This is a genomic window from Streptomyces fuscichromogenes (genome assembly GCF_014645815.1).
In the GTDB taxonomy this organism is placed as follows: Bacteria; Actinomycetota; Actinomycetes; order Streptomycetales; family Streptomycetaceae; genus Streptomyces; species Streptomyces fuscichromogenes.
On record NZ_BMML01000005.1, the window covers coordinates 36,053 to 52,221 of the forward strand.

Genomic DNA, 16,169 nt, shown 5'->3' on the forward strand with positions numbered 1-16,169 from the left:
CGCACAACGCCCGCGCCCGGGGGCCCGACCGGATCGCCCGCGCGCACCCCGCACACCGCTCCCGCCACCCCGTGGATTCCACCCCCACATTGGAGCAGTCCGGCATGATCACCGTCCTCATCGCCGACCCCCACGCCCTGCACCGCATCGGCCTGCGCACCCTCCTCGCCTCCCGGCGCGGGCTGACCATCGCCGGCGAGGCCACCACGGGCACCGAGACGGCCCGTATGCACGACCGGCTCCGCCCGGATGTCGTACTGCTGGGCAGTGGCCTGCCCGCCATCGACGTCACCACGACCGTCCGCCGCCTGAGACAGACCCGTACCCCCGGCTCCGCGTCGCCGCGCGTCCTCGTCCTGAACTCCGCGCGCCGCGACGAACACGCCTACGACGTCCTGCGTGCCGGGGCCGACGGATTCCTCCCCGACACCACCACTCCCGAAGAGCTGGTCGCGGCCCTGTTCACCGTGGCCGCCGGGGACGCCGTCGTCCCGCCCCGTCTGGCCCGCGCTCTCATCCATGCCGTCCGTCACGACCCCCGCCCCGAAGTCCCGGTCCCCAAAGGCAGGTTGGAGGACCTCACCAGGCGTGAACGCGACGTCCTGACAGCCGTGGCCGCCGGCCGGTCCAACGCCGAGATCGCCGCACAGCTCTCCATCGCCACCACCACCGTCAAGGCCCACGTCACCAGCATCCTCACCAAGACCGGAGCCCGCACCCGCGTCCAGGCCGTGATCTTCGCCTACGAATCCGGACTCGTACGGCCTCCCCTGCCCCCTGCCGGCCCCTCCCTCCCCACCCCCCACCGAATGACGAACCGCGAGGAACCGACATGCGGGTACTGCTCGTCGAGGACGACCCTGCCATCGCCGAACCGCTGGAACGCGGCCTGAAGCGCTACGGCTACACCGCGCACCGGGCCGCCACCGGACGAGACGCCCTGCGCGCCGGAACCGCCTGGGACATGGTGCTGCTCGATCTGGGACTGCCGGACATCGACGGACTGGACGTCTGCAGACAGCTGCGCGCCGACAGCGACGTCCCGCTCATCATGATCAGCGCACGGGACAGCGAGGCCGACAAGGTCGTCGGCCTCGAACTCGGCGCCGACGACTATCTGGTCAAGCCGTTCCTGGTACGGGAGCTGATAGCCCGCATGCGCGCGGTCCAACGCCGCCGTGCGAGCGCCCCGCCGCCCACCCCGGGACCATTCGATCCCGGCCGGCCCGGCGTGGTGATCGACCTGCCCGCGCCCGGACGGACAGCAGACCGACACGGCCGGGTGGTCATCGACCGCCAGGCCCACCGCGCCTTCCTGGACGGCTCCGAAGTCGCCTTGCCGCCCCGGGAGTTCGCCCTGCTCGCCTTCCTCGCCGAGCAGCCGGAGGTGCTGGTGACGCGCGAGACCATCATGTCCTCGGTCTGGGACGCCAACTGGTTCGGTCCCACCAAGACCCTCGACACCCATGTCTCCGCCCTACGGCACAAGTTCGGCGACGCCCTGACCATCGAGGCGGTACGAGGCGTCGGCTTCCGTCTGTCGGTCGGCCCCCGCACCGCCACACATTCCTCCGCATCATGAATGAATCGATTCACTACATGGGTCCGCTAGAGGTCGAAGGGCGGAACTCCGCGCGACCCTGCAGCCTGGAAGGGATGTTCGCACGATGAAGCATAGGCAGTTCGAAACGTTTAAGTAAGCCTATTGACGCGAAATGTGCCCTCTCACTAGCGTGCGCCGAAACGTTCCAACCCGGCGGAGCGCTGCGGCAGCCCTTCCGTGCCACCGCGGGCCTGCCGGGCGGGTTCACTGGACAAGGAGGGAACGGCATGCCTCTCAACAGGTCGGCCACGCGTCGGCAGGTGGTGGGTTCCGCTGCCGCGGCTGTGGTGCTCGGTATGGTGAGCCCGGCGCGCAGCGCCGCGCTTTCCGGCGCCCCGGCGGCCACGGCCGCCGGCGCCGAGGACGGCTGGACGGCGCAGTGGATCGGGCGGGACACCCCGTCGGTGGCGCCCGAACTGGGCAAGCAGAACCCGGCGCCGCTGCTGCGCCGGAAGTTCGGGCTGGGCAAGCGCGTCGCACAGGCGAAGTTCAGCATCGTAGGACTGGGCTACTACGAGGCGTGGATCAACGGCCACCGAGTGGGTGACCAGGTCCTGGACCCGCCGCCGTCGGCATACGACAAGACCGCGTACTCGCGTACCTTCGACGTCACGAAGGCGCTGCGCAGCGGGGACAACGCCATCGCCGTCACCCTGGGCCGCGGCTACCTCAGCACCCCGTCGACCACACCGGCCACGATATTCGGCCTGGCAAAGGCACCGTGGACACAAGAGCCCCGACTTCTGGCGCAGTTGGACATCGTCTTCGGTGACGGCACCAGACACCGGGTCGTCAGTGACGACCAGTGGAAGATCACCGACGGGCCCACCCTCGACGCGCTGTACTTCGGTGAGCACTACGACGCCCGCCGGGCCAGACCCGGCTGGACGAGCACCTCCCACGACGACTCCGCCTGGGAAACCGCGCAGGTGCAGCCGGCGCCCACCCAGCAGGTGGTGCCCGCCGACATGCCCCCGGTGAAGGTCACCGACACCTTCGGCCCCGTCGGCTCCACGGAACCGAAGACCGGCACCCAGGTCCACGACTTCGGCCGGACCACGGCCGGCTGGGCCCGCATCAAGGTCAGCGGCACGCCCGGAACGACCGTGACCCTCATCTACGGCGAGCAGCTCAACGACGACGGCACCGTGTTCCAGTCGGGCCTGCTCGGTCCCGCCGCGGTCACCCACCTGGATTCCTACACCCTGGACGGCAAGGGAACGCAGACGTGGGAACCCAGCTTCACCCGGCACGGTTTCCGCTACGTCGAGGTCTCCACCTCGACACCGCTGACCTCGTTCGGCATCGAGGCCCGCGTCGCACACACCGCGGTGGCGTCGACAGGCCGCTTCGACAGCGCCAACCCGCTGCTGAACAGGATCAACGCCAATCAGCGTGCGTCGCTCCTGGACAACATGTGGGGCATTCCCACCGACACCCCCTGGCGGGACCGGCAGGGCTGGACCGCCGACGCCTACCTCTACCTGGACTCGGCGGCCCTCAACTTCGACGTCGAGGGCCTGTACCGCCAGTGGCTGCGGACGTTCCGGGAATCCCAGCGGGCCGACGGCAGCCTGCCGATCATCGCCCCGGACCCCGGCGGCCTCCCTCTGTTCAACGACCCGTCCTGGTCGGGCACGCTGATCTCCTCCGCCTGGACCCACTATCAGCACTACGGCGATGCCGGCGTGCTGTCCGACAACTACCCGGCCATGGCGCGCTGGCTCGACCTGATGCGCACCACCATCGCGGGAACGGACGGTCTGTACACCGGCTTCTCCTTCGGCGACTGGTCACCGCCCGGCGCCGAGACGGGCACCACCGTGGCCCTCAGACCGCCGGAGGGCTCCCTTCTCACCGCCAACGCCGACCTCTTCCACGAGGCCCGTCTCCTGGCCCGGATCGCGAAGGAACTCGGCCACCCCGACGACGCCGCCCGGTTCGACACCATGGCCGACGCCCTCGCCGAGAAGTTCAACGACACGTTCTTCGACGACGCCACCGGCGTCTACCGCACAGCAGTGGACGCCGGCTACCGCCAGACCTCCAACCTGGTGGCCCTGGCCTACGGGCTGGCCCCCGAAGAACACCGGGACACGGTCCTCGCCAACCTCGTCCAGGACATCACCGACCGCGACAACCACCTGAACACCGGGGCCATCGGCACCAAACTGCTGCTCCCCGTCCTGACCGAGAACGGCCGCGGCGACCTGGCCTACAAGATCGCCGCCCAGACCAGCTACCCCAGCTGGGGCCACTGGGTGAAGCAGGGCGCCACCACCTCCTGGGAGACCTGGTCCATGACCAAGAAGGACCTCTCGATGAACCACCCCTTCCTGGGCACCGTCGACGACTGGTTCTACCAGCACCTGGCGGGTATCCAGGCGGCCGCTCCCGGCTACGGCAAGGTGCTCGTCGCGCCGGTCGTGCCGGACGGCCTGCGCTACGCCTCGGCCCAGGTGGCCACCCCGCGCGGCGAGGTCAGCGCCGGCTGGCGCCAGGAGAGGGGCGGTCTGACCCTCACGGTGAAGGTGCCCGCCAGGACACCGGCCGAGGTCCGTGTCCCGGTCCCGGACGGTGCATGGAGCATCACCGCGGACCGGCGCGCGACCCGCGGGGAACGAAAGGACGGCTACGTCGTCTACCGGGTGCATGCCGGGACCCACGTGTTCCGCGTGTCCTGAGCAGGCACCGGGCCCCGAGCCCGCCGACGGGAGCGGGTTCGGGGCCCGGCCGAGGTGTTTCAGGTGGACCGGCGGACGACGACCTCAGCCGAAGCCGCGCTCTCCCAGATCGCGCGGCCGAGCGGAGTCCGCCGACCGTTCAGCTCCGCCTCCAGCCAGACGGGCAGTCCCGTCAGGCTGTCGGAGTCGGCCAGGCGTGCCGTCGTGAGCGCGGGGATCGCCAGGCTGCCTTCCACGGTGTCCTCGGCGCCGATGACCGCCACCTCCGACGGAACCCGCCGGCCCAGATCCGCAGCTGCGGCCAGCACCGCCAGTCCATGGCGGTCGTCGGCCGCACAGATCGCCGAACCCGGCATCCGGCCCAGCGCCGACAGGGCCGCCACCGCCTGCGGTCGGTCGAGAGGCAGGGTGAACACCTCGGGTTCCGGCAGCCCCCGCCGCCGGCATTCCTCCCGTACGCCCTGGAGCCGGTGCTCGGCCACCACTCGCCGGGTCGAAGGCTCCGGGAAGGCGTACCGGACCCGTTCGTAGCCGCGTTCTGCCAGGTGCGCGACCTGGGCGCGGCCGATCGCCCGCTCCCAGGGCCGGTCCGCCGCCTCCGGATCGGCCTCGGCGGCGGGGAACCCGAAGACGTGCCGGGCGCCGGCGGCACGGATCGCCTCCTGGGTCTGTACGGTCACGAAGGCGAACAACGCGACGCCAAAGGGCTGCAGCGCCCCGGCCACCTTCACCGCCTCCGCCTCCTGCAGCAGCGTGTGCGTCACGACGGTGTAGCCGAGGTCGGACAGGGCGCCTACGACCGCACCGTTCCAGCGCTCGCTGACATCCCCCACGAACGTCGGGTCGAGGACCACCAGGACGACGTTCGAGTGCCCGCGGCGCAGCGCCGTACCCACGGCATTGCGCACGTATCCGAGTTCGGAGACCGCCGCGGCCACACGCCCCTTCGTCTCCTCACTGATCGTCTGGGACTCCTTGCCGTTCAGCACGTAGCTGACCGTGGCCACGGAGACCCCGCTGAGCTTGGCCACATCCCGGATCGTCGGACGGCGTACCCCGGCTCCCACTCGTCCAGCCCCTCTTCCTCGACTCCAGCCAGAGTATGCGCAGCTCATCTCCGTGCGCACCGAGTCCTCTCCACCTTCCATGAGGACCCGATCCGTGATCGATCAGCCCATCGGTGGACGGCGGCCTCCCTGCCTGTCGCCAAACTATGGCGAGCCCGGGCGGATGGTGCGGCCGACACGGAGGAGCAGCTGCCCACACCCCCCTTACCTTCACAGTGACGAGAAGCGGAGATCTTTCAGCGCGTGCCGGCAAGAGGTCCCGCTGCAGGCTGGAGGCGCCAGACACCGAGAGCCGGTTTGCCGAGATGCTGCGGGCGGTACCGGAGACTTGGCCGAGGTGGAACAGGACCAAGTGAGCAATTGCTGCGGCTGTTTGGCATCTCGTCCACGCGATGGGCACCAGTCCGCCCTCCGCGCCCGATACGGGGCCAGCACACTGCGGCCATCGAGTCCGGCACCTCTGCCTTGCTCGTCGTCTCGCTCGCCGACTTGGCGTGCCCTCGAACATCCGCTCGCGCATCACTCACGCAGAACCCCGAAAACGCCGCAGCGCCCGAGTCAGCCGAAGCCAACCCGAGCGCTGCAGTGCAGCTCAGAAGGGATTTACCCTCCCCCGCGTCCGTAGGCCGTGTGGGACTCGAACCCACAACCAATGGATTAAAAGTCCACTGCTCTGCCAATTGAGCTAACGGCCCAGGCGATGTTGTCTCCCCGAGCATAGCCGGACGGAGGCGTCTCGCCGATCGGGTATCGGGGGCGTGGCCGCGTCGTGTGGCGGAAGAGGGGCTGGAGCGGGGCGGTCGGTCAGAGGTCGGCCAGTTTGGGAGCGGCCTCCTCGCGGGCCGTTCCGGCCGGGTTGAGGAACCAGTGACGGGCCGAGACCTGCCACCAGATCGCGGCGAAGCCGAGGACGGCCAGCACGGCGACCGGCGCGTAGTTGAAGGACTTCCAGGTCACCGGGGAGACCTGCGGAAGCATGAACAGGATGGTGATGACCACCACCCACGTCACCGATGTCACGCCGATCACCTTCGACCAGCGGCCCAGGTGCCAGGGGCCGCGCTCGAACGCGTCGCCCTTGCGCACCCGCAGCAGTGTCGGGATGACGTAGGCCACGTACAGCCCGATCACCGCGATGGACGTCACGGCGGCGTAGGCCGTGTAGTTGATCAGGTAGGGGAGACCCAGGGCGAGCGCGGAGAGCGCCGCCAGCCAGACCGCCGCGACCGGGGTACGGGTGCGGGGGCTGACCGTGTGCCAGACACGGGAGAAGGGGAGCGCGCCGTCGCGGGAGAAGGCGTAGATCATGCGGCTGTTGGCCGTCACGGAGGCCATTCCGCAGAAGAGCTGGGCGCCGATGACGACGAGGAGCAGGAGCTTGCCGGTCGTGGCACCGAGCGCGTCCAGGAGGATCTGGGCCGGCGGGGCCCCCGTCGGGGACGCCAGCTCCTTGTCGTACGACTGGATCGCGAACGTGAAGCCGAGCAGGAGGACGAAGCCGGCTATCCAGGAGGTCCAGATCGAGCGGACGATGCCCTTCGGTCCCGCCGTCGCCGCGTCGTGGGTCTCCTCGGTCATGTGCGCCGAGGCGTCGTAGCCCGTGAAGGTGTACTGGGCCATCAGGAGGCCCAGGAGGACGACGTAGGGACCGCTGCTCCAGCCCGTCTCGTTCACGAACTTGGTGAAGACGAAGGACGTCGACTGGTGGTGGTCGGGGACGAAGGTCAGCGCTCCGACGATCACCAGGACGCCGATCACGTGCCACCACACGCTGACGCTGTTCAGGATGGCGACGATGCGGACGCCGAAGGTGTTGAGGAGGCCGTGCAGGACCAGGATCCCCGCGAAGAGGAGGATCGTGCGGCCGGGGGTGACCTCGAAGTCGAACTGGAGGTTCAGGTACGCGCCCAGGAAGGACGCGGCGCCGAAGTCGATGCCCGCCGTCACCGCCACCTGGCCGAGCACGTTGAACCAGCCCGTGAACCACGCCCAGGCGGCCGCGCTGCGCGGCGGGGCCAGGCGGTGGGCCCAGAAGTAGAGGCCGGCGGAGGTCGGGTACGCCGAACAGATCTCGGCCATGGAGAGGCCGACGAAGAGGGTCATCAGTCCTACGGCCACCCAGCCCCAGGTGATCACGGCCGGACCGCCGGTGATCATGCCGAAGAGGTAGAGGGTGAGGCAGCCGGAGAGCACCGAGATGATCGTGAAGGAGACCGCGTAGTTCGAGAAGGCCGACATACGGCGGGCCAGGACCTGGGTGTAGCCGAGCTGGGCCAGCCGTTCCTCGTCGGAGAGCGGCGTGCCTGTCGCGTCATCTGTCATGCCCCCAGCGATTCCCTCGCCAGGGTCGTGACATGCATCACAACTTGGCCAGAAAAGCCCCTTGAAACCCTGCCGTCCGCTCCCGATCGGCACCCGCCCGCCGAAGGAACCATTGCCCTTGCCGCCGTAGCGGTGAAGGTGTCCCGCGGAGTCCCGTACGACCAGGTCGTTCTTCCCGTCCCCGGTGATGTCGCCGACGCCGAGGCCCGCGCCGTACGTCGATCCCCAGCCGTCGGCGACCTTTGCGCGGGCCTTGGGCCGCCGGGGTTTTCGGGGCATGCGAAAGGGCCCGCAGGAACGTGTGGAACGTTCCGTACGGGCCCTTCGTCAGCTCACTCGGTGTCAGCCGTTGCGCTTCCAGCGGGGCTTGTCGTCACGGCGGCCGAAGGAGCCGGAGGACGAGCCGCGGTGGTCGTCACGACGGCCGACCGGGCGCTCGTGACCGCTGTGGCCGCCGCTGCGGAAGCCCGGGCGGTCGTCACGGCGGTCGCGGTTGAACGGACGGTCGCTGCCACGGTGGCCGGACGGACGCTCGTCACGACGGAAGCCACCGGACGCCGGACGCTCGTCACGGCGGTCGAAGGAGCGGCCACCGCGGTCGTCACGGTCACGGTCGAACGGACGGCGCTCGTCGCGGCGGAAGCCGCCACGGTCGTCACGGCGCTCGTCACGACGGTCGTCCCGGCGGAAGCCGCTGGACGGACGCTCGTCACGACGGTCGAAGGAGCGGGCACCGCGGTCACCGTCACGACGCTCGTCCCGGCGGAAGCCACCCGACGGACGGTCGTCGCGGCGGAAGCCGCCACGGTCGCCACCGTCACGACGGTCGTCCCGGCGGAAACCGCCCGACGGACGCTCGTCGCGGCGGAAGCCGCCACGGTCGCCACCGTCACGACGGTCGTCCCGGCGGAAACCGCCCGACGGACGCTCGTCCCGACGGTCACGGCGCTCGTAGTTGCCCCGCTCGTCACGCTGCTGACGCGGACGCTCGTAGGAGGAGGACTCCTGACGGTCCGGCGCCTCGGCGACCGGCTGCTCCGCCACCACGGCCTCGGCCTCGGCCACGGCGACGGCCTCGGCCACCGCCGTCTCCGGGTCCTCGCCGCGCTCGCGGGCGGCCCGGGCGACCAGCCGGTCGGCCTCCTCGCGCAGCTCGGCGGCCCGGCGCTGGGCCCGCTCCAGCTCCTTGGTGAGCTGGGTGACCTCGCGCTCGGCCTGCTGCGCCGCGTTGCCCGCGGACTCGGCCTGCACCTCGGTCATGGAACGGGCCCCGGTGATGTCGGCGACCTCGGGCTCGAAGGCCGTACCGGAGTTGATGATGTGACGGCCGGCGTCGACGCCCGCGTCCTCCATCAGCCGGAAGATCTGGCGGCGCTGGTGCGGGAGGGAGAGCGAGACGACCGTGCCGGTGCGGCCGGCGCGAGCGGTGCGGCCGGCGCGGTGCAGGTAGTCCTTGTGGTCACCGGCCGGGTCCACGTTCAGCACCAGGTCGATGCCGTCGACGTGGATGCCGCGCGCGGCGACGTCGGTGGCGACGAGGACGTTGACGTAACCGTCCTTGAAGTCGGCGAGGGTCCGGGTCCGGGCACCCTGGGTCATGCCGCCGTGCAGGGCGTCGGCCTTCACCCCGGAGTCGCGCAGCTGCTCGGCGACGCGGTCGGCGCCCAGCTGGGTGCGGACGAAGATGATCGTGCGGCCCTTGCGGGAGGCGATCGCGGCGGTGACCGGCGCCTTGTCCTTGGGCTTCACGATGAGGATGTGGTGGGACATGGTCGTGACCGCACCCTGGGCGGCGTCGACCTCGTGCGAGACCGGGTCGACCAGGTAGCGCTTGACCAGCGTGGAGATCTCGTTCTCCATGGTGGCGGAGAACAGCATGCGCTGGCCGCCGGCCGGGACCTGGTCGAGCAGCTCGGTGACCTCGGGGAGGAAGCCCAGGTCGGACATCTGGTCGGCCTCGTCGAGGACGGCGATCTGCACGTCCTCCAGGGAGCAGGCGCCGCGGTTGATGATGTCGCGCAGGCGGCCCGGGGTGGCGACGAGGATGTCGACGCCGCGCTCCAGGGCGTAGATCTGGTTGCCCATGGAGGTACCGCCGCAGACGACCTTCATCTTCAGGCCGAGGACGTCGCCGTAGGGCTGGAGCGCGTCGGCGACCTGCATCGCCAGCTCGCGGGTGGGGGTGAGGATGACGGCACGCGGCCGCTTCTTCTCGGTGTGGCCGCCGGCCAGGGTGGCCAGGGTGGGCAGACCGAAGGAGAGGGTCTTGCCCGAGCCGGTGCGGCCCCGGCCGAGGATGTCCTTGCCGACCAGGGCGTCCGGGATGGTCGCGGCCTGGATCGGGAAGGGGGTCGTCACGCCGTTCTGCGCGAGCTTGCGCACGACGCCCTCGGGGAGGCCGAGGTCGGCGAAGGTGGTCTGGGGGGTGGTGTCGGTGGTGTCAGCGGTCTCCTCGGAGACCTGGGTCACCAGTTCGTCGTCCTGGGTGTTCTCGGGCACGACGATCTGATCATTACTGGACACGGACATGCGAATGCGAAACCTTCCGGAGTCTCTTCGGCACGCGCCCGTCAACTCCGTGATTCGCTCACGACCGCCTCAATGCGGTCCGCCACGGCAAGGGAGAGTACGCGCCACACGGCGCGCTCTGCAGTGGCGCCGGGCAAATGGGATCAAACGATCTACCACCATACGCACCCAACACCCCCGAAGGCAAACCGAGCCACAACCTCGCAGCTCACAGCAGGTTCACCACAACCCCGACGACGCTCACGCCAGTCCGCCGAGCAAAGAACACACAGACCGGACGCGCTGCCATACACACCCCCCAACACCCGGCCCGCCCGTCTTCTTCCCCGCCCCGGAGAACACCGCCTCGCCGGGCCCGGAGAACGCCGCCTCACCCGGCCCGGAGAACGCCGTCCCACACCGCCCCGGATGCGACCGCGGCCGGGTATTTCCCCGCCGCAACGGCGCTCAGCCCGCGCGGCGCGTCCCGGCGGTGCCGATACCCCCGCCCAAGGCCGCGCCGCCTGCCCCGCCACCCGCGAGGCGACCGCCGCCTGAATCTCCGTCCCGCCGTAACGGCGCCGAGCCCCCGCGGCGCGTCCCGGCGGTGCCGGTCCCCCTCGCACGCCCTACGCCGGTGTCCCCGCCTCCGGGGCCGGCTCTCGTTGGACCAGTTGCGGGCCGGTGTCCTCGTGTGCCGAGGAGGACGGCTCGGCCGACGGCGGGTCCGTCGCCGGGGGCGGTGGGGTCGGTGACGCCGGGGGCGGGGTGGGCGAGGCCGCCGGGGGCGCGGGGGTCGTCGGGGCCCCCGTCGGCCCGGCCGGCGCCCCCGGCGGCACGCTGCTGCCCGGCTGCACCGGCACGGCCGACCCCGCGCTCGCCCCCTTCGACGGTTTCGCGGACGCCGACGCCGACTCCCCCGGCTTCGCCTTCTCCCCGTGCCCGCGCTTCCCGTCGGCCACTTCACCGCCGTACCCCGCACCGCCCTCGCCGGACACCCCCGCCCCGCCCTCGGACACGTCCCCGACCCGGCGTCCCGTGGAGTGCGACGGCTTGGCCTTCCCCGCGTCGTCGCCCACGTTCACACAGCCGGCGGCGGCCGCGACCGCCATCACCGTGACGGCCAGACGGACGGGTACGAACAAGGGGCGCACGGCGGCCACCTCCGAGGCGGAGAAAGAAGTCAACCTGCCCAACTCCCGCCGCCCACAAGAGGACACGCACCCCGGACCCCACAGGCCCACTGTCAGTACGACAAACGCCGGACCGCCGCACCCGACCGTCGCGGGGGCGTGGGCACGTGGTTCACCATGGGGTGTGCGATTCGACTCCGTTCCCATGCCGGCGAGCGTCGAGGCCAGACCTCGCGACAGCCGCGGCTACCCCGTACCCGCCATCACCCCGTGGGAGGGCGACGCCCCCCAGTTCGCACTCACCGACTACGAGCGCAGCGCGGAGTGCGCCCGCAACAGGCTGTGTTCCGTCTGCAACACCCTGATGCCCAAGGGCCCGGTGTGGCGGGTGGTCGGCGCCGCGGAGAGTTCCGCGATCCGCGACGCGCTGGCCGCCGGGCGGCCGTACCGCAACCTCGCGCCGACCCTGGAGGCTCCCGGGCACCGCGCGTGCATGCTCTACGCCTCGATGGTCTGCCCGTACCTGGCCCGCCCCAACGCCAGGCGGGGTACGAGCGCGGAAACCCCGGACGACATGACCGCTCATGTCGTCCGGGGTGCGGTGCGGGGAAGGCTGGGCGCCGTGGTCGGGTTCGGCGACTACGAGTTCGCCGTCACCGGTTCCCAGGTCCTGTTCCGGTTCCTCGACGTGGTGGAGTTCCTGCCGCACGACACGGCGGACGAGCACCTGGCGGAGCTACGGGCGGAACTCGACCGTGGCGACGGCCGGCCGGGCGGCGGTCAGCCGCGGTAGGCGGGCAGCCCCTTGTGCGCGGAGGCCTTGACCGGCTTGCCGAACCCGTGGGCGGTCCTGGTGACCGTGTAGGTGCCGCTCGGGGTCCGGAAGGCGATGGTCTTGCCGTTGGGCGACCAGGTGGGCTCGGTGTAGTCGGTGGTGGCGTGCGGGGTGATGTCCTTGACGGCGTTGGTGCCCGCGGTCAGGTCGTCGACGAAGAGGTGGTCGTGGCCGCCGACGGAGCGGACGAAGACGACCTCCTCCGCGTCGGGGGCGAGCGCCGGCTCGGAGCCCTTGGCCAGCGCACCGCCCTGCTGCCGCAGGTAGTCGTCCCGGATGTAGACCTCGCCGTTGTGGGTGTTCTCGTAGACGGACGTGCCGTAGGCCCCGCCGGCGTTCGGCCAGGTGTTGTTCGTCTTCGGGAGCGCGCCCGCCTCCGGGTCGTCGCTGTTCAGGCTGATCTTGGCCGGCCTGCCGTGGTTGCTGGTGGCCTTGACGCTCTCCAGCACGGTGCTGCCGTTGATCTTGGCGGCGAAGATGATGTTGTTCTTCGCGGGGATGCCGTCCGCCTTGTCGGCCGCGGCGACCTGCCAGGTCGGGTGGGACCAGGTCTGGTTGCCCGGGTTGGCCGCGACCGTGACCCGGTGGCTGCCGTCGGGGTCGGAGACGACCAGGTTGCCGTGGCCGTCGACGAAGGCGGCCTTGCTGCCGCTCGGGTTCCAGGCCAGGTCGCGGACGACGGTACCGAAGTCGATCGACCTGCCGCCGACGAGAACGTGACGGGTGCCGTCGCTGATGGTCAGTCCTCGGGGCACGCTCACCGCCTTGGCGGCGGGAGCGGCCGTCGCGGTGGCGGACACGGCGGCCACGGCCAGCAGCGCGGCGACGCCGGTGGTGACAGCGGCTGCGGTGCGACGACGGTAACGTGCGGACATCGGGTTCCCCCCAGGACGAAAGACACTGCGCCAAGTGGTCATCGCGGGAGCCTCCTGCCGCCCCTTCGCGATGAGAGAAGTCTTCCCACGGGGCATGACGGGGCTGTGCGCGCGCTGTCACAGGCGTGCAATAGGGGTCGGCGCCGGAAACCCCCGCTCGACGCGTTCGTCCCCGACAATGGCCCTGTGCTGGAGATGACACGCGACAGTTTCGAAGAGCTGGTGAGCGAGGCCCTGGACCGGATCCCGCCGGAGCTGACGCGGGTCATGGACAACGTGGCCGTGTTCGTGGAGGACGAGCCGGCCGCCGACGACCCGGAGCTGCTGGGCCTGTACGAGGGGACGCCGCTCACCGAGCGCGGGGAGTGGTACGCCGGGGTCCTCCCCGACCGCATCACGATCTACATGGGACCGACCCTGCGTTACTGCGAGACCCCGCAGGACGTGGTCCACGAGGTCGCCGTGACCGTCGTCCACGAGGTGGCGCACCACTTCGGCATCGGAGACGCCCGGCTCCACGAACTGGGCTGGGGCTGACCCGCCCCGGCCCAGCCCTGGCCAGCCCCGGCCAGCCCCGCCCCTCCCCAGCCACCTCGGGCGTCACGAACCGCCGCATATGAGCCGGCGATCCTGGGCATACGGCACCAATGGCCCGTGTCCGCGCCCGAACCCGAGCCCGCCCGCCCGTCCTGGAACTCGCCCCCGAGGCACACCGGCCGCCCGCCTGGAGCCGCGTCCTCGGCCTGGCGGCCGTCGTGCTGGCCGGCGCCTGGCTCGGCCTGCTGACCGTCGGGAACGTCCGCGCCCAGGTCGGCCCGATGGACACGACGATGACCCTGCGCCCGTCCCTCACCGGCGGCACGAAGATCAACGTCTCGCCGCTCGGCGCCCTCTACCTGGACACCCACACCGGCCCCGTCCGCCTCGACGTCAACGTCGACCAGCTCGACCCGGTCCGCTCCCAGGCCCTGGTCGACCACCCCGAGCGCCTCTCCGGACTGCAGGACGAGGTCGCCCACGACGTCGAGCACGGCACCCTCGACCTGGCCGTACGCTCCTGCGTGGCCGTCGTCACCGGCGCCACCGCCCTGGGCCTGGCGGTCTACCGCCGCCCGCGCCGCGCCCTGACCGCCGGCGGCCTCGCCCTCGCCCTGCTCGCCTCGTCCGGCGCGACCGCGTACGCCACCTGGAACCCCGAGTCGGTCCTGGAGCCGAGGTTCTCCGGTCTGCTCTCCTCCGCCCCCGCCCTGGTCGGCAACGCACGCAGCATCGTCACCGAATTCGACGTCTACCAGAAGGAACTGGCCCGCCTGGTGACGAACGTGACGAAGCTGTACGACGTCACGTCCACGCTCCCCGCCTACTCCCCGGACCCGGCCACCCTGCGCGTCCTGCACGTCTCCGACATCCATCTGAACCCGGCGAGCTGGAAGATCATCGCCTCGCTGGTGGAGCAGTACAAGGTGAACGTGATCGTCGACTCCGGCGACACCATGGACCACGGCACGGCGGCCGAGAACGGCTTCCTGGACCCCGTCGCCGACCTGGGCGTGCCGTACGTCTGGGTCCGGGGCAACCACGACTCGCTCCTCACCCAGCGCTACCTCTCCCGCATGAAGAACGTGCACGTCCTGGACGGCGGCCGGGCCGAGACGGTCGCGGGACTGCGCTTCGCCGGCATCGGCGACCCCCAGTTCACCCCCGACCGCTCGGCCGTCCCCGGCGGCGACGCGGCCGAGGAACTGGCCGGGGACCGCCTCGCCACGGCCCTGCGGGAGCAGCGGGCGGCCGGCACCCCGGTGGACGTGGCGATCGTCCACGAGCCGGCGGCCGCCCGGATGACCGACGGCGAGGTGCCCCTGGTCCTGGCGGGCCACCTCCACCACGAACAGACGGAACTGCTCCCGCACGGCACCCGGCTCCGCGTGGAGGGCTCCACGGGCGGCAGCGGACTGCGGGCCGTCGAGGGCAGGTACCCGGACCCGATCGAGGCCTCGATCCTCTACTTCGACCGGGACAGCCACCGCCTCCAGGCCTGGGACGAGATCAGGCTGGGCGGTCTGGGCGAGACGACGGCAGAGGTCAGCCGCCACCTTCCGGCGGACGTGTTCGATCAGCGGCTCCGCCGCGGGCAAGGAACCCCGTCGCCCTCAGGGTCGTAAACCGTTTTGGCGATACCCCCCGCGATCCCATATGCTTCTCACGTCCCCGACGCGCTGAGGAAGCGCGCAGGCGGGCCGATAGCCCTCATCGTCTAGCGGCCTAGGACGCCGCCCTTTCAAGGCGGTAGCACGGGTTCGAATCCCGTTGGGGGCACGCAAGATCGTGTGCAACACTGTTGCACGCACAGCTTGGTCCTGTGGAGCAGTTTGGAGTGCTCGCCACCCTGTCAAGGTGGAGGCCGCGGGTTCAAATCCCGTCAGGACCGCTGAGGTTTCACGTGAAACCTCGTGGCTGGGTAGCTCAGTTGGTACGAGCGATCGCCTGAAAAGCGATAGGTCGCCGGTTCGACCCCGGCCCCAGCCACAACAGACAGCCCCTCCGGGATTCCGGAGGGGCTGTTCTCGTGTCGCAGCCCTGGATCTCCTTGGCGGTGCGACCCGCCGGCGCTAGGTTCTGGCGGGTCGACACATCACCAGGGTGGGGAAGATGAACCGGGATCAGGACATACAGCTGGAGAAGGAACGCGCGCGCTACGGCCTCCTCGCCGTCGTCGTCAGCAACCTCGCGATCGCCGCGGTCGCGGTCTTCGGCGTCTGGCGGCTCAACGGCAACGAGTCCGTGATCATCGGCGTCCTCACCGCCGCCTTCACGGCGGTGAGCAGCATGACCACGGCATACCTGGGCATCAAGGCCGTATCGAACACGGCGAAGTCGATCGCGTCATCGGCAGCCGCACAGGCCCCCCAGGCCCCGGCCGCCCCGGTCCCGGTCACCCAGGCTCCGGTCACCCAGGCTCCGGTCACCCAGGCTCCGGTCACCCAGACCTCCGCCGGCGAGACGCCCGCCGCTCCGGCTGCCGCCACCCCGGCCACGCCCGCCGCCACCCCTCCGACCCAGCGCGGTCAGTAGCCCGAGCCCGGTAGAACCGCCGGAAGCAAAAGGGTTCGCCATGAATTTCCCCGAGGTGAGATCCTGGATC

Annotated in this window: 12 protein-coding genes and 4 tRNA genes; 10 read left to right on the plus strand and 6 right to left on the minus strand. The window is 70.8% G+C overall.

Annotated features, from left to right (window positions below; genetic code table 11):
* The first annotated feature begins 104 nt into the window (after nucleotides 1-104).
* The 3 genes from IEZ11_RS11990 to IEZ11_RS12000 all read left to right on the plus strand — a co-directional run bounded on the left by IEZ11_RS11990 (nucleotide 105) and on the right by IEZ11_RS12000 (nucleotide 4,287).
* A complete protein-coding gene (locus IEZ11_RS11990) occupies nucleotides 105-893 on the plus strand; it encodes a LuxR C-terminal-related transcriptional regulator (RefSeq protein WP_189262693.1) in 789 nt (262 codons plus the stop codon).
* Nucleotides 833-1,582 carry a response regulator transcription factor gene (locus tag IEZ11_RS11995; RefSeq protein ID WP_189262694.1) on the plus strand — a complete coding sequence of 250 codons (750 nt, stop codon included), beginning with the start codon at nucleotides 833-835 and terminating at the stop codon, nucleotides 1,580-1,582. The genes IEZ11_RS11990 and IEZ11_RS11995 overlap by 61 nt, the downstream gene beginning before the upstream one ends.
* Nucleotides 1,583-1,830: 248 nt before the next feature.
* The gene (locus tag IEZ11_RS12000) at nucleotides 1,831-4,287 is read left to right on the plus strand and encodes an alpha-L-rhamnosidase (RefSeq protein WP_189262695.1); all 2,457 of its coding nucleotides are present in this window, start codon (nucleotides 1,831-1,833) and stop codon (nucleotides 4,285-4,287) included.
* A gap of 59 nt (nucleotides 4,288-4,346) precedes the next feature.
* On the opposite strand, the gene IEZ11_RS12005 is transcribed toward IEZ11_RS12000, so the two are convergent.
* The 5 genes from IEZ11_RS12005 to IEZ11_RS12025 form a co-directional block, all read right to left on the minus strand.
* Entirely contained in the window at nucleotides 4,347-5,318 is a 972-nt protein-coding gene (locus tag IEZ11_RS12005) for a substrate-binding domain-containing protein (protein ID WP_189262696.1), read from the minus strand.
* A 658-nt stretch (nucleotides 5,319-5,976) separates the two neighbouring features.
* Nucleotides 5,977-6,049 (minus strand) — tRNA-Lys (locus tag IEZ11_RS12010).
* Nucleotides 6,050-6,158: 109 nt separating this feature from the next.
* Nucleotides 6,159-7,676, minus strand: a complete 1,518-nt coding sequence (locus IEZ11_RS12015) for an amino acid permease (protein WP_189262697.1) — start codon at nucleotides 7,674-7,676, stop codon at nucleotides 6,159-6,161.
* Nucleotides 7,677-8,018: 342 nt separating this feature from the next.
* A complete protein-coding gene (locus IEZ11_RS12020; protein WP_189262698.1) occupies nucleotides 8,019-10,205 on the minus strand; it encodes a DEAD/DEAH box helicase in 2,187 nt (728 codons plus the stop codon).
* A 608-nt stretch (nucleotides 10,206-10,813) separates the two neighbouring features.
* A complete protein-coding gene (locus tag IEZ11_RS12025; RefSeq protein ID WP_308426466.1) occupies nucleotides 10,814-11,371 on the minus strand; it encodes a hypothetical protein in 558 nt (185 codons plus the stop codon).
* A 151-nt stretch (nucleotides 11,372-11,522) separates the two neighbouring features.
* Between IEZ11_RS12025 and IEZ11_RS12030 the strand changes: the two genes are divergently transcribed.
* The gene (locus IEZ11_RS12030; RefSeq protein ID WP_189262699.1) at nucleotides 11,523-12,110 is read left to right on the plus strand and encodes a hypothetical protein; all 588 of its coding nucleotides are present in this window, start codon (nucleotides 11,523-11,525) and stop codon (nucleotides 12,108-12,110) included.
* Here IEZ11_RS12030 and IEZ11_RS12035 read toward each other — a convergent pair.
* Nucleotides 12,098-13,027: a TolB family protein gene (locus IEZ11_RS12035; protein WP_189262700.1), complete on the minus strand. Its 930-nt coding sequence runs from the start codon at nucleotides 13,025-13,027 to the stop codon at nucleotides 12,098-12,100. The genes IEZ11_RS12030 and IEZ11_RS12035 overlap by 13 nt on opposite strands.
* Before the next feature lie 186 nt (nucleotides 13,028-13,213).
* Here IEZ11_RS12035 and IEZ11_RS12040 point away from each other — a divergent pair, with 186 nt between their 5' ends.
* The 6 genes from IEZ11_RS12040 (at nucleotide 13,214) to IEZ11_RS52410 (ending at nucleotide 16,099) form a co-directional block, all read left to right on the plus strand.
* The gene (locus IEZ11_RS12040) at nucleotides 13,214-13,564 is read left to right on the plus strand and encodes a metallopeptidase family protein (protein WP_189262701.1); all 351 of its coding nucleotides are present in this window, start codon (nucleotides 13,214-13,216) and stop codon (nucleotides 13,562-13,564) included.
* Nucleotides 13,565-13,674: 110 nt separating this feature from the next.
* A complete protein-coding gene (locus tag IEZ11_RS12045) occupies nucleotides 13,675-15,189 on the plus strand; it encodes a metallophosphoesterase family protein (RefSeq protein ID WP_189262702.1) in 1,515 nt (504 codons plus the stop codon).
* Nucleotides 15,190-15,270: 81 nt separating this feature from the next.
* A tRNA-Glu gene (locus tag IEZ11_RS12050) sits at nucleotides 15,271-15,343 on the plus strand.
* Nucleotides 15,344-15,380: 37 nt separating this feature from the next.
* Nucleotides 15,381-15,455 (plus strand) — tRNA-Asp (locus IEZ11_RS12055).
* Nucleotides 15,456-15,479: 24 nt separating this feature from the next.
* A tRNA-Phe gene (locus tag IEZ11_RS12060) sits at nucleotides 15,480-15,553 on the plus strand.
* A gap of 123 nt (nucleotides 15,554-15,676) precedes the next feature.
* Complete coding sequence (locus IEZ11_RS52410; protein WP_373294898.1) at nucleotides 15,677-16,099, plus strand: hypothetical protein; 423 nt, start codon at nucleotides 15,677-15,679, stop codon at nucleotides 16,097-16,099.
* The last annotated feature ends 70 nt before the right edge of the window (nucleotides 16,100-16,169 follow it).